The organism is Ochrobactrum sp. WV_118_8, from assembly GCF_039631535.1.
Lineage (GTDB): Bacteria > Pseudomonadota > Alphaproteobacteria > Rhizobiales > Rhizobiaceae > Brucella > Brucella anthropi.
Window position 1 is genome coordinate 2,546,899 of sequence record NZ_JBDIUZ010000001.1, and the last position, 22,444, is coordinate 2,569,342.

Consider the following 22,444-nt stretch of genomic DNA (forward strand, 5'->3'; position numbering starts at 1 on the left):
GGCGAACCTTGTTATTCAGCCCAATAGGCTTGCGTCAGGTCGTCAGCCGGAATCGGCATGTTCTTCCACAGACCCTTGACGTTCTTGTTCCACACACCGATTTTCGGCAGCGCATAAAGGAAGACATTCGGCTCGTCGGCGGCGAGTTTCTCCTGCAGCTTCTTGACGAGTTCGAGCTGTTCCTCATCGCTGCCAGCCTCGGCATAGGCCTTGTAGAGCGCCTTATATTCCGGGTTGTTATAGTTGAAGTAGTATTTGTCGCGGGCATAGATATCGAGATCGCGCGCTTCGGTGTGCGCGATGATCGTCGCATCGAAATCCGACCGCTTGAACACCTGATCCAGCCATTGCGCAAATTCGATCGGCACGAGATTGGCCTGAATGCCGACTTCCGCCAGCATCGCCGCAATGATCTCGCCGCCGCGACGTGCATAGGCCGGAGGTGGAAGCGTGATGGTGATCGAGGTGCCAGCCGGAACGCCAGCTTCTTCCAGCAATTGCTTCGCCTTGGCCGGATCATACGGATAGGTTTCCGACAGATCGATATAGCCCGGATCGACCGGCGCATAATGCGAGCCGATGGGCGTACCGAAACCCGAATAAACACCTTCGATCAGCGCCTTGCTATCGATGGCATGGGCCAGTGCCTGACGCACCTTCAGATTATCGAAAGGCGCCTTGGCATTGTTGAGCGACAGCAGAACCTTGCCTGCCGTATCGCCCACTTCGACCTGCAGCTTGTCGTCGCTCTTGAAGCGGCTGATAAGCTCCGGCGCCTGAAACATCGGGAACACGTCGATGTCACCGGCAAGGATGGCAGCGGCAGCAGCCGACGGATCGCTCACGAAGCGGAACGTGACGGCGGAAAGCTTTGCAGGTTCACCCCAATAATCCGGGTTACGCTCCAGTTCGACGCGGTCGCCCTGCACCCAGCGCTTGAACTTGAACGGACCCGTGCCCACAGGCTTGGTCTTGTTGTCGGCAGCCGAATTCAGCGCGACCATGACCGCGTCACCCCAGCCCATATTGAACAGGAAATTCGAGGTCGGGCGCTTCAGCGTGACAACGGCGGTCGCCGGGTCAGGACATTGCGTGCTTTCAATCGGCGCGAACAGGCCCTTCTGCGCATTGGTGGAATCCGGAGCCACTGCGCGTTCATAGGAGAACTTCACGACCGAGCAATCGAAGGGCGTTCCATCGTGAAACTTCACGCCCTGACGCAGCTTGAACGTATAGGTTTTCTTGTCGTCGGAGACGGTCCAGCTTTCAGCCAGAAGCGGCTTCACCGTGCCGTCTTCGACAATGCGCACCAGACCTTCATAAAGGTTGGCATAGGTAACCTGCCGGATACCAGCAGCAGCGTTGGCTGTCGGATCGAGGCCCGGCGGCTCAAGCACTTCGCCGACCACCAGCGTATCTTTTGCAAATGCACCGTTGATCGATGCCAGCATCGCGGCTGTTATCAGCCCGGCTTTCAGCAGTTTACCCATTGTTCCTCTTTGGCTCCCCTCGTCTCTTTTTTTAAATCGAACGCCCACCATCCACGTCGAGCGCAACCCCTGTAATCATAGAGGCAGCGGGCGAGCAAAGGAAAGCCGCCGCTTCAGCCAGATCGTCGGGTTTCAACAGGCGGCCCATCGGGATGGAATCGCGGAATTTTTTACGGATTTCCTCGGTGTCTTCGCCCATGAAGGTGGTGAGAAGCGGCGTTTCACCGGCAACCGGGTTCAGTGCAACCACGCGAATCTTTGCTGGAGCAAGCTCGATAGCCAGCGCCTTGGTCACGGAAACGACCCAGCCCTTGGTGGCATTGTACCAGGCGAGGTTCGGACGCGGGCGCCCAGCGCCGGTCGAAGCGACGTTCAGAATAACGCCTTCGCCATTGCCCTTGAAATGCGGAATGAGCTTGCGCGTCATGAGATAAACGCCGCGCACATTGACGCCAAGAATACGGTCGAACTCTTCCGGCTCCACCAGTTCGGCATTTTGCGGCTTGTGACCGATACCGGCATTGTTGATCAGAATATCGACCTTGCCGAATTTCGACAAAGCGGCTTCCACTGCCGCATCGACATCGGCTTCCCTGGAAATATCGGCGGCCACGGCCAGTGCCGCATCGCCGATTTCGCCTGCGACGCGCTCAGCGCCTGCCTTGTCGCGGTCAACGATGACGACCTTTGCGCCGCCATCGGCGAAGCGCTTTGCCATGCCTTCGCCAAACCCCGAACCTGCTCCCGTGATGAGCGCGACCTTACCTTCAAGCGACACTGTAATTCTCCCGAATGCTATTTTCAGCCGTGATACACGGAAATCGTTTTCAGCGAGGCAAACCCGTAGAGCGCCTCAAAACCCTTCTCGCGGCCATGGCCGGATTTCTTGACGCCGCCGAACGGCAGTTCGATACCGCCGCCTGCGCCGTAATTATTGATGAACACCTGACCGGCATGGATGGCATGCGCGAGGCGGAACTGACGTCCGCCGTCATTGGTCCAGATGCCGCAGACGAGGCCATAGGATGTGCCATTGGCAATCGCGATGGCTTCTTCTTCGGTATCGAACGGCAGGATGACCTGCACCGGACCAAAGATTTCCTCCTGCGCCAGTCGATGATCGGCAGGCACGTCGCGGATCAGCGTCGGCAACACATAGGCCCCGCCTTCCGGCGCGTCTTCGGTCAACACACCTTGCGCGGCAATGGACAATCCGCCTTCCTTCGCCAGATCGAGATAGCTTTCGACAATCGCCTTCTGACGCTGCGACACGACCGGCCCAACGGACGGATCGGCACTTGCTGGCCCTACCTTCAATGCGCGATAACGCTCGCTCATACGGGCGACAACTTCTTCATAAATGCTGCGCTCAACCAGAATGCGCGACGAAGCCGAGCAGGTCTGACCGGCATTCTGGATACCGGCATTGACCAGAAACGGCAAAGCGCGATCGAGATCGGCATCGGCGAAAACGATCTGCGGCGATTTTCCGCCAAGTTCCAGCGTCACCGGCACGGTGTTCTTCGCAGCCGCTGCCTGCACCGCTTCACCCGTGCGCACCGACCCCGTAAACGAGATATGGTTGACATCGGGATGTTCGGAAAGCGCTGCACCCGCTTCCGCGCCAAGCCCGGTCACCACATTGAGCGCGCCGACCGGCAGACCAGCCTTTTCGGCAATCTTCGCAAATTCCAGTATGGTCAGGCAGGCTTCCTCGGCAGGCTTGACCACGGCTGCATTGCCCATGGCCAGCGCTGCGCCAAGGCTGCGACCCAGAATCTGCATCGGATAGTTCCACGGAATGATATGCCCCGTGACCCCATGCGGCTCATAGATCGACAGAACCGTAAAGCCGTTCTGATAGGGCAGCGTGTCGCCATGCACCTTGTCGGCGGAAGCGCCATAAAACTCAAGGTAACGCGCCAGCGCCACCACGTCGGCGCGGGCCTGTGTGACCGGCTTGCCGACATCTTTCGATTCCAGATCGGTCAGGAGATCAATGTTCTTCAGCACTTCTTCCGAAATGCGATGCAGCACACGACCGCGCTCGGTCGCGGTCAGCTTGCCCCAGTCGCCGGAAAGCGCCTTGCGAGCTGCCGTCACGGCCTGATCGATATCGGCCTTGGTGCCGCGCGCAATCAGCGCCAGATCGCTGCCATCGGAAGGATTTCGGAGCGTGATATGCTCGCCGCCAACGGCATCCTGCCATTCGCCTGCGATGAAATTTCCATAACGGAGCAAGCCGGCTCCTCCCGTCTTGTTCTCATGTTTCATTTTCATTCTCCCGAAGAGGCATTTCCGCCTCCAGTCTCGCGGTTGTGGCGCGAATATGCGCCCGCGCCAGCCGCTCGGCTTCCTCCCCATCGCGCGAAGCGATGGCTTCGACAATTGCACCATGTTCGCGGATTGCATCGCGCGCCCTGTCGACGGACAACGAGAACGAAGGCGCAAAAACCTGCGATGTCATCCGCAGAAGCGGCACGAAGGCGATCAGCGACGCGTTGCCCGCCGTGTTCATCACCGCCATATGAAAATCGACATTTGACTGGGTATAGGCTTTCGGGTCCCATGGATCGACGACCGTGCCCTGCCCCGCAACATGCGCACGCAGTTTTGCAATATCCCCATCGCTCGCCCGCTCGGCGGCAAAGCGCGCGGCCACACCGTCCAGCACTTCGCGCACGGCATAAGCATCGATCAGGCGGGTGAGATCGGCAGAAGCGACACGCACCCCCCGACCTGGCAGGTGAATGACGAGCCCGTCACGCTCCAGAACGCGCAAGGCTTCACGCAAGGGCGTCCGGCTGATGCCGAACTCAGCCGCTATATGTTCCTGCCTGAGTATCGCGCCCGGCGCATAGTCACCAGCATAGATTCGCTCACGAAGTGCCTCTGCCACTTCGTCCAGCAAACGGGTCTGACTGCGCCATTCAAAAGCCGCCAATAGAAAAGCCTCCCAACTTTTCTGGACACAATATCCTGGATACAAAATCAGTCAATCTGAAAACGGATGTGCTTTTCAGAAATTAAACAGAGAATGAAAGACCGGAAATTTCCTGAAATACACTCGAAACGATACAATCAATCAGAGCAAGCAATTGTCGAGGGAGAGCACGGGTCGGCGGCCTGTCTGAGACCTTCTCAGTCTCCGACAATCTCCGCCAGCATTTCTGCAAGCTGACGGATCTGGTCGGGGCCGTTGTCCATGTGCCGGATGACGATTTCCATCGGCTCGACGGACGGCAATCCTGCTGCGGCAGGCACCACCTGATGACCGGGAAGCGCAACACGCGTCGGCAGCAGGCTGACACCCAGCCCCTCGGCGACCGCACTTTGAATACTCGCCAGACTGGAGCTGGTGAAAACCACATGCCAGCGCCTGCCCACCCGATCGAGAGCCTCCATCATGTCGCTGCGATAAAGCCCGTTCGGCGGGAACACTACGAGCGGCAGCGGATCAACATGGGAAACGGGAAAATCGGCACTATCGAGCCAGGACAGCGGCTCCGACCAGTGCATGGTCCCAACCGTTTCGCCACGTTTTTGTTTCACCATGACAAGGTCAAACTCACCGGTCTCGAAACCTTTCTGCAAGTCACGGCTGAGCCCGCTCGTCACCTCAAGTTTCGTGTTCGGATGTGCGCGCATGAAACGCGCCAGCGCAGGCGTAACCAGCCGTGAGGCGAAATCTTCCGGCAGGCCGAGGCGGAACACGGCAGCAAGTGCTGTGCCGGTCATCGCGGCTGCCGCCTCGTCATGCAAGTGCAGGATACGGCGCGCATAGCCCAGCAGCTTTTCGCCTGCATCCGTCGGGCGCACATCATGCCGGGCACGTTCCAGAAGCGCCTGTCCAACAGCTTCCTCCAGCCGTATGATCTTCTGGCTTATGGTCGATTGGGTCGAGTGCAGCTGCAAGGCCGCAGCCGTAAAACTACGGCTGTCGACAACGGCCACAAAGGCCCGCAAAAGATCGAGATTGAAAGAAGTATTCATAAACCCACTGGATATCAGTTCAACATTTAATTTCCAAATATGACACCCTGCTTGTATGAACGCAACAAGCAGGAGAACCAGCCGATGCGTCAAACAATATTCAGCTTGAGTGCCTTGGCATTGATTGCAGGGACGATAGTTATGACCGAACCGACATTGCCGGGCCACCACGCCGCAGCCCAAGCCCAAGCCCAAGCCCAAGCCGAAACGTCTCTTCTTCAGGCCGCAGCGGCTGGCGATCTGGCGGCGGTCAATGCAGCCATCAAGGCCGGAACAGACCTCGAAGCGCGGGGCAAGAATGGCGAGACGGCACTTCTGGCGGCAACCCATGCCAATCACGTCGATGTCGCCCGTGCGCTCATTGATGCTGGCGCCGACGTCAATGCCAAGGATGCCATCAAGGACAGCCCCTATCTTTATGCGGGCGCACGCGGACACCTCGAAATTCTCAAGATGACGCTTGCGCACGGTGCTGACCTGAAGAGCACCAATCGCTATGGCGGAACGGCACTCATTCCCGCTTCCGAACGCGGGCATGTCGAAACGGTGCGCACGCTGCTCGCGGCTGGCGTCAAGGTCGATCACGTCAACAATCTTGGCTGGACGGCGCTCCTCGAAGCCATCATGCTTGGCGACGGTGGCCAGCGCCATGTCGATATCGTGAAGCTTCTCATCGACGCCGGTGCCGACGTCAATCTGGCAGATAATGACGGCGTCACGCCGCTTCAGCATGCCCGCAGCCGCGACTATGCGCCGATGGCGTCCCTGCTGGAAAAGGCTGGCGCGAAATGAACAACGACAGCACATATCTCAATCAGGCCATAAAGCTCGCCTTCGACAATGTCGAACAAGGCGGACGTCCGTTCGGAGCCGTGGTCGTCAAGGGCGGCAAGGTCATCGCCACAGGCGTCAATCGCATGCAGGCCGATTGCGATCCGACCGCCCATGCCGAATTGCTGGCACTGCGCGCGGCGGGCAAGACGTTGCAATCGCCACTGCTCGACGGCTGTGAAGTCTATGCCAGCGGCCAGCCCTGCCCCATGTGCTTTGCCGCGATGCGCATGGCCGGTGTCAAAAAAATCCGCTTCGCCTATTCCAATGAGCAGGCCGAACCCTTCGGCCTTTCGACCGCGAAAATCGCCGTTGAACTCGCCAAGCCTCTCAGCGCACAGACCGGCATCAGTTTCGAACATTCCCCGCCGGAAAACGATCCGAAACTCTATCAAGTATGGGAAAGCAAGAAGAAGACTGGCGCCTGAAACATGCAGACTACCATCCATCCGGCGACCGGCAGCAAGAACACAGCAAGTCTCGCCCTCATCACGCTCGTCGTCCTGATCGGCCTCAACCTGCGTCCATTCCTGACCGCACCGGGGCCGGTACTTTCGAATATCGCAGCCGATACCGGCATGGGTTTCGGTGGGTTATCCCTGCTCACCTTCCTGCCAATGATGCTGATGGGGCTTGGCGCTTTAGCGGCTCCGCGTATCCAGTCGCTGTTCGGCACCCGGCGCAGCATGTTCGCAGCACTTGCCATTCTTGCGGCAGGCTCCCTCCTGCGCGGCTTCGTGCCAGATGGCGTTTCGCTAGTGCTAACCGCCGTTCTGTGCGGTGCTGGTGTTGCAATGATTCAGGCCTTGATGCCCGGCCTCATCAAACCCAATTTCCCGTCGAGCATCGCCACCGTGACAGGGCTCTATTCTGCCATGATAATGGGCGGCGGAGCTCTCGGCGCGCGGCTGACACCATGGCTTGCGGGCAGTCAGCATAACTGGCGCTTCGCCCTTGCCGTGCTTGCAATCCCCGCCGTCCTGGCTTTGCTGACGGCACTGCCCATCCTCCGCGAGACGTCATCGTCGGGCAAAAAATCCGGAATAACCGGGCACCTGCTGCGGCGCCCTCGCACCTGGGTGCTGATGGCTGCTTTCGGTCTCGTCAATGCGGGCTACTCGTCCATGGTCGCCTGGCTCGCGCCCTATTATCAATCGCTGGGTCTTGCCGCCTCCACCACCGGCAATCTCGTCGCAGCGATGGCTGTTGCACAGGCGCTAGCGGCTTTCGGACTGCCGCTCGTCGCGCGCCACAGTACCGACCGCCGCCCGTGGCTGCTGTTGACATTGGCTATGCAGGCAATTGGCTTCGCAGGCCTTGCCTTGGCACCCCAGCTTTCGCCTTTCTTCTGGTCTGCGATCTGCGGCGCAGGTCTCGGCGGCAGCTTCGCACTCGCCATGATTACATCGCTCGATCACCTGCCCAAACCGGAAGAAGCAGGCGCACTGGCTGCCATGATGCAGGGCGGTGGCTTTCTGATCGCGGCTCTCGGTCCCGTCGCGACCGCTTTCCTGCATGGCCTGACCGGTTCGTTTGCTTCCGGCTGGATCATGCACCTCGTTCTGGTCGCGAGCATCTGCCCGCTCTATCTGAGCTTCAATCCGCACAAGTATGCGCATGTCATGAAACTGCCGGTTCAGGCGGAAAGTGGCACACAATAGCGTTACTCGACCAGTTTATGGCCCGAAAACAGTTTTCGTCCGGCAATTTTCGGCTAGATAACTTGCCGACCTTCCCAATAGGGTTAAGGTTACAGGAAACCTGTTTTTATTTGTGGCATTTGAAGCGGTTCCGGCGAACATGGAAGCGCCAGCCATATTAATCCGAATACTGGTCATAATATGAAGCACGAAACCGCGATCCATCAAGGCACGTCCGTCGCTCCGGACGGTTTGCCCAAGCCGAGAATCTATTGGGCATGGGCAACCCTGATGGTGGGCCTGACGCTTGCCGTCATCGATGGCACCATCGCAAATGTCGCCCTCCCGACGATTGCCGCCGATTTTTCGGCCGGTCCTGCAGCCTCGATCTGGATCGTCAACGGCTACCAGCTTGCAATTGTGGTCACCCTGCTTCCGCTTGCAGCACTTGGCGAAATCTATGGCTACAGGCGTGTCTATCTTGGCGGCGTGGCATTGTTCACCGTCGCTTCCGTCGCCTGCGTTTTCTCACGCTCACTGGAAGCGCTCACTTTCGCCCGAATCATACAGGGACTGGGTGCAGCAGGCCTGATGAGCGTCAACACCGCCCTTTTGCGCTATACGGTGCCGCAGGCGAAATTCGGTACAGCCATCGGCCTCAATGCACTCTTCGTCGCCGTTTCGTCGACCATCGGGCCGACGCTTGCCGGTGTCATGCTATCGTCCCTGAGCTGGCCGTGGCTTTTCGTCATCAATATTCCACTCGGCATTGCTGCCGTCGTGATGGGCCTCAAAAGCCTGCCCGAGAATGAGCACTCCGCACGCAAATTCGACGTGGTCAGCGCCATCCTGTCAGCGCTCACCTTCGGCCTTCTGGTCACAACCATCGACAGTGCAGGCAACGAAATCGGGTCCTTCGTCGTGCTGTTGCAGGCGGTGGGCTGCGTAACCGCGGCTGTTCTCCTCACACGGCGGTCGCTGCGCATGGCCGATCCGCTGCTGCCGCTCGACCTCTTGCGCATTCCCGTCTTTACGCTTTCCATCTGCACTTCGATCATGTCGTTTCTGGCGCAGATGATGGCGTTCATCTCGCTGCCGTTCCTCTTTCAGGTCGTCTTTGGCTTCAGGCCGATCGAGGTTGGTTTCCTGATGATGCCCTGGCCCATTGCGCTTGCCATCGTCGCGCCGCTTTCGGGCAAACTGTCCGACAAACACTCACCGGCAATTCTGGGCCTGCTTGGGCTCATCATATTCGCCATCGGCCTTGCTCTGGTGGGCATGTTGCCGGAACATCCATCGATCCCGGATATATGCTGGCGCATGGCAATTTGCGGAATTGGTTTCGGCCTCTTTCAGGCACCGAACAATCGCATGATGATTACCTCGACGCCGCGCTCACGCAGCGGTGCCGCGAGCGGCATGCTGGGCACGGCGCGCCTTCTCGGCCAATCGCTGGGGGCGGCTTTCGTCGCCTTTCTGCTGTCGCAATGGGGAGTGGAAGGAACACCCTATATTCTCTTCTTCGCATCCGGCTTCGCACTGTTTGCCTCGCTGATCAGCGTCACACGCCTCGGGCGTTGACTTCATCCACAGCTTTGGAGGGAACCGGAAAATATCTTGCACAAAGAAGCAAATTTCCCTGTTGCAATCTCCGGAGCGTTGGTCCATATAGCGCCTGCCTGACGGAAACGAACGGTTTCCGGAATGACTGGCGCGAGCGGGTGTAGCTCAGGGGTAGAGCACAACCTTGCCAAGGTTGGGGTCGAGGGTTCGAATCCCTTCGCCCGCTCCAGTTTTCCAAACAAAATCAGCAAGTTAAAAGGCGCCGTACGCGGCGCCTTTTGCTTACAAAGGAATTCTAGGCGTTGTTGTAAGCGCTTTGTAAGCACAAAACAGGGTGATTTTGGATATCGTTGGCTAAATTTGACGACCGCGTGGGACAAGCTTCCGACATCCTGCGCTGACATTGTTCAAGATTCGCCCTTCGTATTGTGGATATTGATCGGCCGATACTCAAACCGGTTCCCTCCTCGTCGGGAGCCAAAGCCGGAGAAAGCCTGCCACCCATCAACACACCAGTGTGGTTAGCGTCTAATTTGGTCTGCCCTCTTAAAAGTTGTCCTCCATGAAGTAGGCTATTGAGCCTGAGAGAGGATTTTGGAATGCCCCAAAAGAAACACAAGTCGGAAGAGATTATCGCAAAGCTGCGCCAGATCGATGTTCGGTTGGCGAGGCGGTCCGTTCGAACGGCGTGACGCAGTTTACGTATTGCCGCTGGCGCAAGGAGTTCAGCGCCCAGAAGGCCGACGCTGGAAAAGCTGATCCTAAAAGAGTCTGCCTCTGGAAATCACCCGCCCGTCGCCGTCTCTGCGTCGATCATGTGACAGCGAAGTTCACCGTCTCGGAGCGCTCTGCTTGACGCGCTGCGCCAAAGCGCGCCGATGGGCGCCATCGTTGAGCATGTCGAGGCTGATGTCCTGATTGCCTGACCTGTCGAGCACAATCTGCGTACACTCGGCGTCGGCAGCGGCTTGATATCGCAATGCCTTGCGCTGGACATCTGTTCCTTCGTCATGGCATCGTCCTTGAACACGCCCGACGTGATCTCGTGGGCGCGATATGTTTCGCATCTGCATTATCCAGATCGGTTCTCGGCGTTGCTACCCAATCAAGAGTGCGTTGCGGCGGCCCCCGCAAGCGTCATCAAAAACCGGTTGGGTACGACCTTCTGTAATTGAAGAAGACATGTGGACCCATCGCAGCACCTCATGCAGCCTTCCGCATGCCGGACTTGTTCGGACCATTCACCCCTCTTTCGAGCGCGAGCAGCGCCTGCTCGACCTCATCAAGGCGCGAGGGGCGGCCGTTCTCAGGCATGCCCTCGTTGGTGGCCTGATCGATCAGGAATTCGGTCCAGGCCCAGTTCATCAGGATCGACCGCCTCGCATCAAGGGGGAGCCGGTTGTCGGCCACGAAATCCATCGGCGAAGCCCAGCCGCCATCCCCATCATTGCGATTGGCGTCATTCGACATGGCTCGACGGTACTTGTCCGAAAGCCCGACGAGGCCAAGCTTGCCGAGCGTCGCATCGGAGAATGTGTTTCGCTGTTCTCCAGACTTATCCATGGTAATCCTAGCCTTATCCTTTGGTACGTCCACGACATAGCAAAGACCCTGCCGCTGCGCGTAACGGATCGCAGACGCCAGCGTCGGGAACTTAAGCTCGACCTGCTTCAGTGTGTCCCGGCTGCCCGTGTGAATTAGCCCCCGAAAGGCCCGGACATGCTCCCCCACTTAGCTAAGTGGGTAGGAGTAATGTTGGTACTATGACTATCACCACCCATAAGATGCAGGTCCTTTCCGGGCCTGAACGGCGCCGGCGCTGGAGCACAGCGGAGAAGCTGGCCATTATCCAGGAAACCTACGAGCCGGATGCGACGGTGAGCATCGTTGCGCGACGACATGGCATCCAGCCGAACCAGTTGTTCGCCTGGCGCAAGCTGGCGTCACAAGGCGCGCTGACGGCGACGGCCGCCGAAGAGGAGGTTGTCCCGGCCTCCGAATACCGGGCGCTTCAGAACCAGGTAAAGGAGTTGCAACGCCTGTTGGGCAAGAAGACGATGGAAGGCGAAATCCTCAAGGAAGCCCTCGAAATCGCCACCGGCTCAAAAAAACAGATGTTGCGCTCGCTCTCTCTTCCGAGAGGGATTTTAGGATGAAGACCGTCTGCGAGACGTTGGGTGTCGCCCGGTCGAATATCGCTACGCGTGCCGCGTGCTCCCCTTCCAGAGCCAGAGGACGCCCGCCACTCCCGGATCGGGAACTGGTGGAGGAAATCAAGGCCATCATCGCCAACATGCCCACCTACGGCTATCGGCGTGTCCATGCCATTCTGCGCCGCAACGCCCGCAAGGCCGGGCGTTCGTGGCCCAATGCCAAGCGCGTCTATCGGGTCATGAAGGTGCATGATCTGCTGTTGGTGCGCCACACTGGAGCGGCCGATGATCGCCGCCATGACGGTCAGGTCGCTGTCGAACGCTCGAATATCAGATGGTGCTCCGACGGCTTCGAGATCGGCTGCGACAATAAGGAGAAGGTCAGGGTTGCCTTCGCCCTCGATTGCTGCGACCGCGAGGCCATCGCCCATGTCGCCACCACCGAGGGCATCAAGAGCAAGGACGTCCAGGACCTCGTGATCACCGCCGTCGAGAACCGCTTTGGCCGCATCAACATGTTGTCCGAGCCCATCGAATGGCTCACCGACAACGGCTCCTGCTTCATCGCCAGGGACACCGCGTCCTTGCTCCGCGACATCGGCATGGAACCGTGCACGACGCCGGTGCGCAGCCCGCAATCGAACGGCATGGCCGAGGCCTTCGTCAAAACCTTCAAGCGCGATTACGTCGCGGTGAACCCCACCCCGGATGCTGAAACCGTCATGGCACAGTTGCCGGTCTGGTTCGACCATTACAATAATCTTCACCCGCACAAGGCGTTAGGATATCAATCCCCGCGCGAGTTCATCAACTCGCAATCTCAAACCTGAGCATGTCCGGTCTTTTGGGGGCAACTCCACATATGGAACGGACACTTGCGCGTGGTTGTTCGCCACAGGGTGTAAACGCCGGGTTGGCCCTCCTTTGGGGCGATTCTGCTCAGGCGGTGATGATGTCATGCCCAAGTGTGAGCGAGGCGCGCTTCGATCGTCAATACTGCCGATGCTGCTTTCCCGGCGGCGCTCGAAAGCATTCCGGCGGCAGAAGACAGCCAGGATCTTCAAGATCGCCTAGCATGTGTGCATGACCTCCCGTGCCTTCGGCAGCGGGAGGGAAGCCACTGTCGAGCATAGTCGCCGGCCCGTCGGTTCGGCATCTTGCTCGGCTGTACCGCGTTATCTGGATATGGAAGGGTTATCATGAATAAGCTCGTCGATCGTAGGACCGCCTTGTCGCTGGGCGGAAGCGTACTGGCAGCAGCGGCCGCAGCGTCGATCCTGCCCGCTCGCGCCGCGGACAATGAACCTGTGAACACAGGCAGTCTTGGGACAGGCGGCACGACAGATCTTGTCGAGTCCACGCCTGCTTTTGCCACGCTTTTTCCGCTGACCCGGTACTTCGAAATCGACTCCGAGATCGCCGGTGCCCGCTTCTCGGCTTTCGTCACCGTTCCCATGCAATACGACGCCGACGAAACGCAGCGCTATCCGGTCGTCTATCAGATCGATGGGAGTCTCTACTTCGCGGCCACGGCGCCGTTTCACATGCCGGGACAGTTCGACGTCATGTCGCCGCTGCGGCCCTTCATCATGGTCTCCATCGGCTATTCACAAGAGGAAAGCCACGCCTGGGACTGGCTCCGCGTGCGCGACCTCGTCCCGCCCGGCGAAGTGGTTCCGGACCTGTTTCATCAAACCCTGGACGGAAATGTTGCAGCCGGCTTGGTGTCCGAGGACGATGCCCAGCGCTATCGCGCACTGCTCGCCAACCCGGCAGCGGACAAGTTCCTCGGGTTCCTGGAGCATGAACTTCATCCGCTTCTCACGGCAGCCTATCGCATCGATGAGAGTGATGTGGGGCTTTGGGGCTTCTCCTACGGCGGGCTCTTCACATCCTATGTCATGCTGGAGGGGTCTGATCTGTTCAGGCGTGTCGGCGCGGGCAGTCCGGGGATCATGGGGGAGAGCCAGATCTTCAAATTGTATGATGATGCCGTCGCTTCCGGACGGGATTTCTCTGGCCGGCAGCTCCATGTCACGATCGGCGCGCGCGAAGCGGCCGATCAGGGCGTCTATCAATGGCTCACGGCGCGAGGAACAGGCGAACTGCTCGCGCAGACCTCTCTCCGGCCTTTGCCCGGCTTGCAGGTGTCCAGCGAGATCATTCCATTAGAAACGCACCTGACCGGCGGGGTGCCGGCCTGGTTCAGCTTCCTGCGTGCCTGCTACGGGCGTTCTTAAGGCTGCACAAACGGCCGTCGAGTAATATGGCAGCTTTCGCGGGCACCTCCGCGTAAGCTGCCTGTCCGCAATCCACCCCTAACTTGCCATTTGATGTCGTGGGGGAAGGCCTTCCCCCTGGTCGGCATGGGCATTGCCGACGCCCCCCCCATCAGCGGTGAGTCCCCGCAACGCCCCCCTGAGAGTGAGAGTGCGGACGGGTTTTCCGTGACGGGTTGAGGGCTGGAAGAGAGGCTTCCGGCACCCGTCGCGGAGATTATCCCGATGGCCAGACAAGATCGCGCCGCCCCCGACAGTGGCGCGCGCAGCAACCTTTACGACGACATCACCCACAAGATCATCGCCAAGTTGGAGCAAGGGCGGCTGCCCTGGGTTCAGCCCTGGGGGACGGCGGCGGCGAAAGCGCCCCTTGCCATGCCGAGGAATGCGACGACCTCCCGGCAATATTCCGGGATCAATGTCCTGATCCTCTGGGGTGCTGTGATCCAGCATGGCTTTCCAACCCAGAATTGGCTGACCTTCCGACAGGCGCTTTCGCTCGGCGGCAATGTCAGGAAGGGCGAGCGCGGCACCACCGTCGTTTATGCCGACCGTTTCACGCCCGAGGACGAAAAGCGTCGCGCCCGCGAGACCGGCGAGGAACCAGGCCGCATCCCGTTCCTGAAGCGCTTCACCGTATTCAACGCCGCGCAATGTGAGGGCCTGCCGGAGGAAATCGCAACCGACGCCCCGCCACCGCCACCCGGCCTGATCGAGCCGAAGGTCGAGGCGCTCATCAAGGCGACCGGCATCGACTTCCGCATCGGCGGAGATCGCGCCTTTTATATGCCGTCTCTGGACTATGTTCAGGTGCCGCCTCCGCAAGCCTATTTCGAGCCAATCAACTGGCACCGCACGGCCCTGCACGAGATGGGGCATGCGACTGGCCATGCCTCGCGACTTGGGCGGGATTTCTCGGGCAGCTTCGGCACTAAGAAATACGCCTTTGAGGAGCTTGTCGCCGAAATGAACGCGGCTTTCTGCTGCGCCACGCTGGGTATCGTACCGACCGTGCGCCACGCCGATTATATCGGGTCGTGGCTGGAGTGCCTTCGCGAGGATAATCGCGCCATTGTCCGCGCCGCCTCGCAGGCCAGCAAGGCGGCGGACTGGCTGTTGTCGCACCTGCCCGATGAAGATGCCGGCGATACGGATGCGGGCGTAACCGAACGGAGGGCTGCGGCATGATCCTCCTGACCGATATGCAGCGCGACCGGCTGCTGGCCAATGGCCGCCAGCGCGATCAGGATCACATCCCGGTCGTGAAGTTCTTCAATCCCCTCGGCGCGGGCGTCTGGCTCGCCACCGAACTGGATGAGGATGGAGACATCATGTTCGGCCTGGCCGATCTCGGTTCCCCCGAACTGGGCTCGTGGAGCCTTGAGGAGCTGTCTTCGGTCCGGCTGCCCTTTGGCATGGGCATCGAGCGTGATCTGCTGTTCACCGGGGATTTCCCGATCTCGGTCTGGGCCGAGGCCGCTCGCGAGACCGGCAGCATCCGCTCCGCCGAGCGTCTGCTCTACCGCGTCGGGGCGATCTTGCCTCGTACATCCCCCGATACGGAAAGCCGGAGTTCCTGATTGACGGCTTTCAGGTTCTGCGGCTGGCGTCGCTCTCTTCAGAGGAAGAGGGCGGCGCTTCGCTTCGTGACGGGCTGATAGCCGGAGAGAGAGGCTCACCGGCGTCCGTCATGGAGTACCTAATATGGCCACTGCCGTTCAGAAAATCGCGCTTTCGTCCTCGCGGGACATTCCCTTCAACAAGCTGGTGCTCAGCCAGTCCAATGTCCGGCGCGTCAAGGCCGGTGTCTCGGTCGAGGAATTGGCCGACTCCATCGCCCGGCGCGGCCTGATCCAGTCCCTGCATGTCCGCCCGGTTGTGGACGGCGAGGGCAAGGAAACCGGCATATTCGAGGTTCCGGCCGGCGGTCGCCGCTTCCGCGCACTGGAACTGCTGGTCAAGCAAAAGCGCCTCGCCAAGATCGCGCCGGTTCCGTGCGTCGTGTCGGAGGCCAGTGCCGATGTGCTGATCGACGAGGTGTCGCTCGCCGAGAACATCGAGCGCGCGCCGCTGCATCCGCTCGACCAGTTCCGCGCCTTCCAGGCCATGCGGGAAAAGGGCATGACCGAGGACGCAATCGCGGCGGCCTTCTTCGTGGATGCCAAGGTGGTAAAGCAGCGCCTGCGCCTGGTCTCGGTCTCGCCCACATTGCTCGACATCTATGCCGAAGATGGCATGACGCTGGAACAGCTCATGGCCTTCACCGTCAGCTCCGACCACGCCCGTCAGGAGCAGGTATGGGACGCGATCAAGGATGGCTGGCAGAAGGAGCCCTATACCATCCGCCGTCTGCTGACCGAAACCACGGTCCGCGCCGCTGACAAGCGGGCGGTCTTCGTCGGCATCGACACCTATGAGGCAGCAGGCGGTTGCGTGCTGCGCGATCTCTTCCAGCAGGATGATGGCGGCTGGCTGCAAGATCCGGTGCTGCTCGACCGGCTGGTGGGCGAAAAACTGAAGGCGGAAGCCGAATCCATCGCCGCCGAGGGCTGGAAATGGATCGAGGTCGCCATCACCTTTCCCTATGGTCACGATCATGGCCTTCGCCAGATCGTCGGCACCACGGTCGATCTAAGCGAAGAGGAACGCGCCACCCGCGAGGCTCTGCGCGATGAATATGACCGGCTTGAAGCCGAATATGGCGAGGCTGACGAGCTGCCTGACGAGATCGACGCCCGCCTGGGTGAGATCGAACAGGCGCTGGAAACCTTCGAGCGCCGCCCGATGGTCTTCGAGTCGGACCAGATCGGCAAGGCGGGTGCATTCATCAGCATCGACGCCGATGGCTCCTTGCTGATCGAACGCGGCTATGTTCGCGCCGAGGATGAAACACCGGCCGAACCCGACGTTGAGATCGTTGACCCCGACACCGGCGAGGTGATCCAGCGGACCGAACCGGCCGTCACCCATCAGCGCGCCGTCATCACGCTTGGGGGGCAGCCGGTCGAACAGGAGGAAGACGACGAGACCGAGACCATCAAGCCGCTGCCAGATCGTCTGGTCAGCGAATTGACCGCGCACCGTACGCTGGCGCTGCGGGATGCCGTGGCAGCGAACCCGCATGTCGCCATGACGGCACTGCTGCACCGGCTGGTCATGGATTGCTTCATGCCGCATGCCAGCTCCGGATGCCTGGAAGCACAGGTCCGAGAGGTTCATCTGCCCGCACAGGCCGAGGATCTGCGCGATAGCGCGTCGGCCAAGGCCATCGCTGACCGCCACGAACGCTGGGGCGATCATGTCCCGGCAGACGATGCCGCCCTCTGGGATTGGCTGACCGATCTGGACGATGGTTCGCGCATGGACCTGCTCGCCCATTGCGTCAGCTATGGTGTGAACGCGCTCTATGAAAAGCCGAACCCCTATAGCGGCTCGGGCGTCAGCCAGCACGGGCTGGACATCCGCCTATCGCAGGCTGATCGGCTGGCGCGCTCGACCGGTCTCGATATGGTTGCCGTGGGCTGGCGGCCGACGGTTGAGAACTATCTTGGCCGCGTGACCAAGCCGCGTATCCTTGAGGCTGTGCGTGAAGGGGCCGGAGACCGGGCCGCCGAACTGATCGGGCACCTGAAGAAGGGTGACATGGCCAAGGAAGCCGAGCGCCTGCTGGCGGACACCGGCTGGTTGCCCGAGCCGCTGCGCATGGTGGATGATGGCATTGACGCGGACCCGACGACGGGAACCGACAGGGAAGCCGACGAGCTGCCCGATTTCCTCTCCGGTGATGGCGAGGACGATCCGGCTGATGACAAGGAGGAACAGCATATGGTCGCTGCTGAATAGCATTCATACGGGGCGGCTTCGGTCGCCCCGTTTCAGCCACCCCGTTTGTGCAACACGCCCGGTTCTCTTGACCCGGCTTTTCCTTTCGGAACTATGCGGGCGAAGCCGTTGGTCAACGCCGAGTGGAAACCGCCCGACCTAAAAAGGAAAAAGTATGTCAGACAAACCTTGCGTATACCTGACAGGGGCGTCTTGCTCCGGTGTTTCAACACTGGGTTCGATCCTGTCGAAGCGTTTCCGTGTCCCGCAAATTGATGTGGACGATTACTATTGGATGCCCACCGATCCCCCTTACAGCACCAAGCGTGCTCCCGAGGAGCGCGTCCAACTGATTAAAGATCGCCAGAGTTGTCTCGTTGGATGGATACTCACAGGATCGTTCATCGGATGGGGTGAATCACTTATCCGGGACGTTGATTTGATTGTTTTCTTGCACACGCCAACGCCCGTTCGCCTTCAGCGTCTCGACCAACGAGAGGCAGCACGCCATGGCTCTCGCATTTTGCCAGGAGGAGACATGCATGACGCTCACTTGGCGTTTCGGGATTGGGCATCACGTTACGACGACCCGGAGTTCACCGGGAGGAATTTTACGCAGCATCAGAAATGGCTGAGTAAGCAATCAGCGCCGGTGCTGAGGTTGGATGGCGAGCATGACAGTGAACTGCTGGCCGATCAGGTGGCAAGACAACTCGACTTGGCCCGATATCCGACCGGCGGCTAAGGGCTCTTCGCATTGAATACATCCACTGCTCCAACTCCACCTTCACCATAACAGCCGTCATCCCTGCACATGGGCGAGCGGCAGCCATCTCTGGCCTGAAGGGAACACGATCCTGTTGCCAGCATGGTAGCAAGGCTGCCACGGCGGAGCATCAGCGACGGGTATCCGGCATCCTGTCAGATGCGAAAAACCACCCCCGCTTCCATTCGCAAACCTTGGTCCGATCCGTCTCTTACACAATCAACCCGTGAAGGGTCGGCTTACGCGAGCGTGCCGCCCTCGGGGATTCGGAAAAAGTCCGAACACCCTCGGGTGATTGCAGATCCGGTCAGACACTTCGGGCGCCTGTCGCGCGGGGGATGGTCCCCCGCCTCCAAAGACAGGAGCCGGAACCCATGTCCTATGCAGATGCCACCGCCTTCGCCGCCAGCCTTGCCGCCACGCTGATGGTTTCGATCGTTGTGTTCCAGGCCGGAGATGGCACCCACGCTGCTTGCCCCGCCGCCGAGTTCGACGGCGACGACGACATGGTGAAGCTGGAACTGGACCCGTGGGAATAAGGCGCGAAAGCGCATTATTCCCGACGGCCCGAGCGCGGCAGCCCGCGCTTCGGGCCTTCAGCGCCTCACGATGATCCCCATCGTCGGCAGCGGAACCGGGAACAAGCCCGGTCAGAGAAGAAGAGTGCGGGCCGTTCGGCCGTGACGGGTTGAGGGCTGGAGAGAGAGGCTCGCCGGCGCCCGTCATGGAGTGACCCCGATGACCTTTGCCCGTTCCGAAACCTTCCGCTCCATCGGTCAGATTCTTGCGGCCGATGTTCTGCCAGTGCTTTATCGGGCGCAAAAGCTGCCGCTGCGCCTCTCCTGCCTGGGCGTCGCCAGTTATGGCGCCAGTGATGACGAAAACAGCTTCGACCGCATGATCGCGCTTGGCGAATGCCCGTCACCGGAGGAGGCAATACAGGCAGCCGCTTTGCGCCTGTCACGCGGTGATATTTGCACGGGGCCAGACAGCTTCCCCTGTTTCCAGCCTCGTATCATGCTCATTCAGGATCACGATCATCGCCTGGTCCTCGCCGGCGAAATCCGTGCCGGTATCATCCTCTGGCAACAGCCAGTCTCATCCTATGCCGAGGCACGCAGGATTGTGACGGAGGCCAGCCGCCTGCGCGGGATGGCATTCCGGGCGGTGGCCTCAACCGAGGCTCGGGCTTTGCGCTATCGCGCGGCGGCACTGGAAGCCCGCCTGGTCGATCCCTTCTGGCGCGAAACCTCGGCCGATCTCCTCCGCCTGCCGCAAGCGGCGTGAGACTCACCCATTCCCCGTCATCCGCCCGGTCCTGAGCCGGGCTTTCTTGTTTCAGGAGGCTCCCATGGCCGACTATTTTACCCACTTTTCCTGCCTGCTCGACGTGGGCACCCCCGAAAACGCCGCCCGCGCGCTCGATCTCTACAACGCCATGGCGGAGGACAATGCCGCCGAGGATCCGCCCTCGGACGGTTTCCTGCTCTCGATCCAGCCCGAACATGGCGGCACCCAGCTTTGGATGTGCGATGATGTCACCGGCGATCCCGAGCATGTCATCCAGTTCGTCAAACGCTGTGCGAAAGCGTTTGGCCTGACCGGCTTATGGGGGATGCAATACGCCAATAGCTGCTCGAAGCCCCGTATCGACGGTTTCGGCGGCGGCGCGCATGTCCTCGATCTTGCCACCGGCGAGACGGTGGACTGGATCTATACCGATGGCTGGCTTTCCACCGTGCTGGAGGGAGGTGATCCCCATGCCTGAGATCATTGAAACCACCGTCTATCGGCTCGATGAACTGTCCGATACAGCGAAGGACAAGGCCCGCGCCTGGTATCGCGAGGGCGGCTTCGACTACGAGTGGTATGATGCCGTCTATGAGGATTTCCAGCGCATCGCGGAAATCCTTGGCATCGACTTCAGGATCCGCGCCGTCCGCCTGATGGGCGGCGGCACGCGCCGCGACCCCTGCATCTGGTTCCGGGGCTTCTGGTCGCAAGGCGATGGCGCCTGCTGGGAGGGGTCGTATTCCTACGCCAGAAATGCCACGGCCAAAATCCGGGCCTATGCGCCGCAGGATCAGGAGCTTCATCGGATCGCTGACGCCCTGCAGGCGGTCCAGCGCCGAAACTTCTACCAGCTTCGCGCCGAGGCCTGCCATCGCGGGCATTATTATCACGAGTATTGCATGGCGATCTCGGTCGAGCGCGACAGTTCGACATATCAGGACATGACCGAGGATGCCGAGGACGGCGTGACCGAAGCGCTGCGCGATCTCGCCCGCTGGCTCTACAGGCAGCTCGAACGCGAATATGAGTATTTGTCGTCAGACGAAGCGGTCGACGAGACGATCAGCACTAACGGATACACCTTCACCGAGGCCGGCCGCCGGTTCGGCTGAAAGCCATCACGCTTCGCGCACGCCGCTGTATCCGACCGCCTGCGCAGCCTTGACGAACTTGCGGTCGAAGCTGGCCATGCCCTCGCAATGCGCCGCCTTCCCGAGATGCAGCGCGTCGGCGAAATCCATGCCGCGCTCGGCGAGATCGAGCGCGGCCGCGACGACCGCGCCGTCCTCCACCGTGACGGTCGGCAGGCCCGCGAAGCCGCGCAGCACACGGGCAATATCGGCCGGGCGATACTCATAGGTGCTGCGCAGCACCCACTCGGTTTCGAGGATGACGGTGACGGGGGCAAATACCGGCTGGCCGTCGATCAGCTCCTGCGCCTTAGCAGACTGTTTCGGATGGTCATTAGTCAGGTAGCGAACGACGACATTCGTATCAATCGCGAGCATGCCGACGCCTTGCCTCAGTGAGCACGCCCGCATCCATATCCGCGATCGACTTCGGCTTGCCCTTATAGGGCAGCGCACCGAAGACATCTTCCGGCCGCGTTTGGGCAAAGGCCGGCGCGGGCTTCAGCAGCACACCGTCATCGGTTTCCTCAACCGTCAGTCGCGTTCCGGCGCTCCACTCGCGCCGCTGCCGGATCGCGCTCGGCAGAATGACCTGTCCCTTGGTGGAGACGGTGATCGTGAGTTTTTCCGTGGCGGCCATCGGCCGATCCTTTCCGATGTAAGACAAACGTAAGATAGTGCGCTACGGCTCAGCGTTCAAGACCAGCGGTCAGAGGGAGAGTGACGCCGGTTCGGATAGCCCGCATGGTGAGCGTTGGTCCTCGACGGAAAGTGTTCCGGGCCTGATCTACAGCACACCCTCGATGTCGGTCCGTGCGAAATCGTCCCCGACATAGAGCAGCGGCGCTTTCCGCTCCTTCGCGGCCTCATAGGCAAAGCAATCGCCGAAATTGAGCGATGCGCGGTGAACACCTTTCCCCCACGCTTCATAGGCCGCCGCGACACGTTGCGCCGACGCGGCGGTCACATTGATGATCTCGAATCCGAGGTCATCAAGCAGACGCATCATCTCCTCACCGACATTCCGGCGGTTCGCCACGATCAGCGCCTCGGCCACGGTGCCAGCCGAGATCAGCAATTCCTCTTCCGCCTCAAGCGCCGCGATGCAGGCGTCCGCCTCCGGCTCATCGAGCAGAATGGCCATCAGCGCCGAGGTATCGACGACCATCATTGCGGCAGGCCGTCGTCATCATAAAGGAAGTCCTGACTCCGCGCGGCGGGTGCTCCCGCCAGCGCCTTCGCCGCACCGGATTTCCGAAGCGCCTCAAGAAGCGTCCGGCGATCCTTCCGGCCCGGCAAATTGCGGACAGGGACAAGCCGCACGGCGGCATGGCCATGGCGGGTCAACACCACTTCATCGCCGGCCTCTGCACGGCGCACCAGTTCCGTCAACTGGCCTTTGGCTTCGGTCACGGAAATTCGCATGACGCCTCCTTCTGGACCGCTCAATAGTCCATTTCTATCGGAGAAATGGACCATTCGAT

The 22,444-nt window shown here is 60.4% G+C and carries 24 protein-coding genes, 1 tRNA gene and 2 pseudogenes; 16 read left to right on the plus strand and 11 right to left on the minus strand.

Annotation, left to right across the window (positions count from 1 at the left end):
- Nucleotides 1–11 precede the first annotated feature (11 nt).
- The 5 genes from ABDF71_RS12325 to ABDF71_RS12345 all read right to left on the minus strand — a co-directional run bounded on the left by ABDF71_RS12325 (nucleotide 12) and on the right by ABDF71_RS12345 (nucleotide 5,483).
- Nucleotides 12–1,490, minus strand: coding sequence for an ABC transporter substrate-binding protein (locus tag ABDF71_RS12325; protein WP_151664397.1), 1,479 nt, complete (start codon nucleotides 1,488–1,490; stop codon nucleotides 12–14).
- Between the two features lie 31 nt (nucleotides 1,491–1,521).
- A complete protein-coding gene (locus ABDF71_RS12330; RefSeq protein WP_010659365.1) occupies nucleotides 1,522–2,268 on the minus strand; it encodes a glucose 1-dehydrogenase in 747 nt (248 codons plus the stop codon).
- A 23-nt stretch (nucleotides 2,269–2,291) separates the two neighbouring features.
- A complete protein-coding gene (locus ABDF71_RS12335; protein ID WP_036596346.1) occupies nucleotides 2,292–3,764 on the minus strand; it encodes an aldehyde dehydrogenase family protein in 1,473 nt (490 codons plus the stop codon).
- Entirely contained in the window at nucleotides 3,754–4,434 is a 681-nt protein-coding gene (locus ABDF71_RS12340; RefSeq protein ID WP_151664398.1) for a GntR family transcriptional regulator, read from the minus strand. The genes ABDF71_RS12335 and ABDF71_RS12340 overlap by 11 nt, the downstream gene beginning before the upstream one ends.
- 197 nt (nucleotides 4,435–4,631) lie before the next feature.
- Complete coding sequence (locus ABDF71_RS12345; RefSeq protein ID WP_010659362.1) at nucleotides 4,632–5,483, minus strand: LysR family transcriptional regulator; 852 nt, start codon at nucleotides 5,481–5,483, stop codon at nucleotides 4,632–4,634.
- A gap of 141 nt (nucleotides 5,484–5,624) precedes the next feature.
- Here ABDF71_RS12345 and ABDF71_RS12350 point away from each other — a divergent pair, with 141 nt between their 5' ends.
- From ABDF71_RS12350 to ABDF71_RS12375, 6 genes and pseudogenes are all read left to right on the plus strand, one after another.
- Entirely contained in the window at nucleotides 5,625–6,275 is a 651-nt protein-coding gene (locus ABDF71_RS12350) for an ankyrin repeat domain-containing protein (RefSeq protein WP_500061598.1), read from the plus strand.
- The gene (locus tag ABDF71_RS12355) at nucleotides 6,272–6,742 is read left to right on the plus strand and encodes a nucleoside deaminase (RefSeq protein ID WP_029929404.1); all 471 of its coding nucleotides are present in this window, start codon (nucleotides 6,272–6,274) and stop codon (nucleotides 6,740–6,742) included. The genes ABDF71_RS12350 and ABDF71_RS12355 overlap by 4 nt, the downstream gene beginning before the upstream one ends.
- A 3-nt stretch (nucleotides 6,743–6,745) precedes the next feature.
- Entirely contained in the window at nucleotides 6,746–7,975 is a 1,230-nt protein-coding gene (locus ABDF71_RS12360) for a cyanate transporter (protein ID WP_500061599.1), read from the plus strand.
- Nucleotides 7,976–8,155: 180 nt separating this feature from the next.
- Nucleotides 8,156–9,535 (plus strand): MFS transporter, encoded by a 1,380-nt coding sequence (locus ABDF71_RS12365; RefSeq protein WP_010659358.1) that lies wholly within the window; start codon nucleotides 8,156–8,158, stop codon nucleotides 9,533–9,535.
- A 136-nt stretch (nucleotides 9,536–9,671) separates the two neighbouring features.
- Nucleotides 9,672–9,746, plus strand: a tRNA-Gly gene (locus tag ABDF71_RS12370).
- A gap of 370 nt (nucleotides 9,747–10,116) precedes the next feature.
- Nucleotides 10,117–10,244: pseudogene (locus ABDF71_RS12375) on the plus strand (IS3 family transposase); the annotation flags it as partial.
- Between the two features lie 103 nt (nucleotides 10,245–10,347).
- On the opposite strand, the gene ABDF71_RS12380 reads toward ABDF71_RS12375, so the two are convergent.
- Nucleotides 10,348–10,584, minus strand: a complete 237-nt coding sequence (locus ABDF71_RS12380; protein WP_143851078.1) for a hypothetical protein — start codon at nucleotides 10,582–10,584, stop codon at nucleotides 10,348–10,350.
- Nucleotides 10,585–10,720: 136 nt separating this feature from the next.
- Nucleotides 10,721–11,212 (minus strand): annotated as a pseudogene (locus ABDF71_RS12385) (ETC complex I subunit); the annotation flags it as partial.
- Between the two features lie 89 nt (nucleotides 11,213–11,301).
- Here ABDF71_RS12385 and ABDF71_RS12390 point away from each other — a divergent pair.
- The 10 genes from ABDF71_RS12390 (at nucleotide 11,302) to ABDF71_RS12435 (ending at nucleotide 20,942) form a co-directional block, all read left to right on the plus strand.
- Nucleotides 11,302–12,500 (plus strand): IS3 family transposase gene (locus tag ABDF71_RS12390; protein ID WP_374828140.1). Its coding sequence is split into 2 segments (ribosomal slippage): nucleotides 11,302–11,613 and nucleotides 11,616–12,500, totalling 1,197 coding nucleotides; the frame shifts between segments, so codons are not numbered across the junction.
- A 369-nt stretch (nucleotides 12,501–12,869) separates the two neighbouring features.
- On the plus strand, nucleotides 12,870–13,910 hold the full coding sequence (locus tag ABDF71_RS12395) for an alpha/beta hydrolase (protein ID WP_094514371.1): 1,041 nt from the start codon (nucleotides 12,870–12,872) through the stop codon (nucleotides 13,908–13,910).
- Nucleotides 13,911–14,174: 264 nt separating this feature from the next.
- Complete coding sequence (locus ABDF71_RS12400) at nucleotides 14,175–15,137, plus strand: ArdC family protein (protein ID WP_094514370.1); 963 nt, start codon at nucleotides 14,175–14,177, stop codon at nucleotides 15,135–15,137.
- Entirely contained in the window at nucleotides 15,134–15,529 is a 396-nt protein-coding gene (locus ABDF71_RS12405) for a DUF2958 domain-containing protein (protein WP_094514368.1), read from the plus strand. The genes ABDF71_RS12400 and ABDF71_RS12405 overlap by 4 nt, the downstream gene beginning before the upstream one ends.
- Before the next feature lie 124 nt (nucleotides 15,530–15,653).
- Complete coding sequence (locus ABDF71_RS12410) at nucleotides 15,654–17,792, plus strand: Spo0J and enkurin domain-containing protein (protein ID WP_094514367.1); 2,139 nt, start codon at nucleotides 15,654–15,656, stop codon at nucleotides 17,790–17,792.
- Nucleotides 17,793–17,946: 154 nt separating this feature from the next.
- Nucleotides 17,947–18,516, plus strand: coding sequence for an ATP-binding protein (locus tag ABDF71_RS12415; protein WP_094514366.1), 570 nt, complete (start codon nucleotides 17,947–17,949; stop codon nucleotides 18,514–18,516).
- A gap of 395 nt (nucleotides 18,517–18,911) precedes the next feature.
- Nucleotides 18,912–19,076 (plus strand): hypothetical protein, encoded by a 165-nt coding sequence (locus ABDF71_RS12420; RefSeq protein ID WP_009450567.1) that lies wholly within the window; start codon nucleotides 18,912–18,914, stop codon nucleotides 19,074–19,076.
- A 199-nt stretch (nucleotides 19,077–19,275) separates the two neighbouring features.
- The gene (locus tag ABDF71_RS12425) at nucleotides 19,276–19,824 is read left to right on the plus strand and encodes a hypothetical protein (RefSeq protein WP_167387113.1); all 549 of its coding nucleotides are present in this window, start codon (nucleotides 19,276–19,278) and stop codon (nucleotides 19,822–19,824) included.
- Nucleotides 19,825–19,888: 64 nt separating this feature from the next.
- A complete protein-coding gene (locus ABDF71_RS12430) occupies nucleotides 19,889–20,305 on the plus strand; it encodes a hypothetical protein (RefSeq protein WP_094514362.1) in 417 nt (138 codons plus the stop codon).
- A complete protein-coding gene (locus tag ABDF71_RS12435; protein WP_094514361.1) occupies nucleotides 20,298–20,942 on the plus strand; it encodes a DUF8835 domain-containing pootine in 645 nt (214 codons plus the stop codon). The genes ABDF71_RS12430 and ABDF71_RS12435 overlap by 8 nt, the downstream gene beginning before the upstream one ends.
- Before the next feature lie 6 nt (nucleotides 20,943–20,948).
- Here the strand turns inward: ABDF71_RS12435 and ABDF71_RS12440 are convergent, their stop codons facing one another.
- The 4 genes from ABDF71_RS12440 to ABDF71_RS12455 form a co-directional block, all read right to left on the minus strand.
- On the minus strand, nucleotides 20,949–21,338 hold the full coding sequence (locus ABDF71_RS12440) for a type II toxin-antitoxin system VapC family toxin (protein ID WP_094514360.1): 390 nt from the start codon (nucleotides 21,336–21,338) through the stop codon (nucleotides 20,949–20,951).
- On the minus strand, nucleotides 21,325–21,600 hold the full coding sequence (locus ABDF71_RS12445; protein WP_094514359.1) for an AbrB/MazE/SpoVT family DNA-binding domain-containing protein: 276 nt from the start codon (nucleotides 21,598–21,600) through the stop codon (nucleotides 21,325–21,327). The genes ABDF71_RS12440 and ABDF71_RS12445 overlap by 14 nt, the downstream gene beginning before the upstream one ends.
- Before the next feature lie 147 nt (nucleotides 21,601–21,747).
- Nucleotides 21,748–22,131 (minus strand): type II toxin-antitoxin system VapC family toxin, encoded by a 384-nt coding sequence (locus tag ABDF71_RS12450; protein WP_036589135.1) that lies wholly within the window; start codon nucleotides 22,129–22,131, stop codon nucleotides 21,748–21,750.
- Nucleotides 22,128–22,385, minus strand: a complete 258-nt coding sequence (locus tag ABDF71_RS12455; RefSeq protein ID WP_094514357.1) for a type II toxin-antitoxin system Phd/YefM family antitoxin — start codon at nucleotides 22,383–22,385, stop codon at nucleotides 22,128–22,130. Before ABDF71_RS12455 ends, ABDF71_RS12450 begins: the two co-directional genes overlap by 4 nt.
- Between the last annotated feature and the right edge of the window lie 59 nt (nucleotides 22,386–22,444).

Excerpts from the sequence above, each read along its gene's own strand:
- ABDF71_RS12435 (WP_094514361.1), top strand. The coding sequence starts at position 20,298 with ATGCCTGAGATCATTGAAACCACCGTCTATCGGCTCGATGAACTGTCC.
- ABDF71_RS12350 (WP_500061598.1), top strand. The coding sequence starts at position 5,625 with ATGACCGAACCGACATTGCCGGGCCACCACGCCGCAGCCCAAGCCCAA.
- ABDF71_RS12345 (WP_010659362.1), bottom strand. The coding sequence starts at position 5,483 with ATGAATACTTCTTTCAATCTCGATCTTTTGCGGGCCTTTGTGGCCGTT.
- ABDF71_RS12395 (WP_094514371.1), top strand. The coding sequence starts at position 12,870 with ATGAATAAGCTCGTCGATCGTAGGACCGCCTTGTCGCTGGGCGGAAGC.
- ABDF71_RS12420 (WP_009450567.1), top strand. The coding sequence starts at position 18,912 with ATGTCCTATGCAGATGCCACCGCCTTCGCCGCCAGCCTTGCCGCCACG.
- ABDF71_RS12455 (WP_094514357.1), bottom strand. The coding sequence starts at position 22,385 with ATGCGAATTTCCGTGACCGAAGCCAAAGGCCAGTTGACGGAACTGGTG.
- ABDF71_RS12430 (WP_094514362.1), top strand. The coding sequence starts at position 19,889 with ATGGCCGACTATTTTACCCACTTTTCCTGCCTGCTCGACGTGGGCACC.
- ABDF71_RS12450 (WP_036589135.1), bottom strand. The coding sequence starts at position 22,131 with ATGATGGTCGTCGATACCTCGGCGCTGATGGCCATTCTGCTCGATGAG.
- ABDF71_RS12365 (WP_010659358.1), top strand. The coding sequence starts at position 8,156 with ATGAAGCACGAAACCGCGATCCATCAAGGCACGTCCGTCGCTCCGGAC.
- ABDF71_RS12440 (WP_094514360.1), bottom strand. The coding sequence starts at position 21,338 with ATGCTCGCGATTGATACGAATGTCGTCGTTCGCTACCTGACTAATGAC.
- ABDF71_RS12400 (WP_094514370.1), top strand. The coding sequence starts at position 14,175 with ATGGCCAGACAAGATCGCGCCGCCCCCGACAGTGGCGCGCGCAGCAAC.
- ABDF71_RS12335 (WP_036596346.1), bottom strand. The coding sequence starts at position 3,764 with ATGAAACATGAGAACAAGACGGGAGGAGCCGGCTTGCTCCGTTATGGA.
- ABDF71_RS12425 (WP_167387113.1), top strand. The coding sequence starts at position 19,276 with ATGACCTTTGCCCGTTCCGAAACCTTCCGCTCCATCGGTCAGATTCTT.
- ABDF71_RS12405 (WP_094514368.1), top strand. The coding sequence starts at position 15,134 with ATGATCCTCCTGACCGATATGCAGCGCGACCGGCTGCTGGCCAATGGC.
- ABDF71_RS12360 (WP_500061599.1), top strand. The coding sequence starts at position 6,746 with ATGCAGACTACCATCCATCCGGCGACCGGCAGCAAGAACACAGCAAGT.
- ABDF71_RS12325 (WP_151664397.1), bottom strand. The coding sequence starts at position 1,490 with ATGGGTAAACTGCTGAAAGCCGGGCTGATAACAGCCGCGATGCTGGCA.
- ABDF71_RS12445 (WP_094514359.1), bottom strand. The coding sequence starts at position 21,600 with ATGGCCGCCACGGAAAAACTCACGATCACCGTCTCCACCAAGGGACAG.
- ABDF71_RS12410 (WP_094514367.1), top strand. The coding sequence starts at position 15,654 with ATGGCCACTGCCGTTCAGAAAATCGCGCTTTCGTCCTCGCGGGACATT.
- ABDF71_RS12355 (WP_029929404.1), top strand. The coding sequence starts at position 6,272 with ATGAACAACGACAGCACATATCTCAATCAGGCCATAAAGCTCGCCTTC.
- ABDF71_RS12380 (WP_143851078.1), bottom strand. The coding sequence starts at position 10,584 with ATGCGAAACATATCGCGCCCACGAGATCACGTCGGGCGTGTTCAAGGA.
- ABDF71_RS12415 (WP_094514366.1), top strand. The coding sequence starts at position 17,947 with ATGTCAGACAAACCTTGCGTATACCTGACAGGGGCGTCTTGCTCCGGT.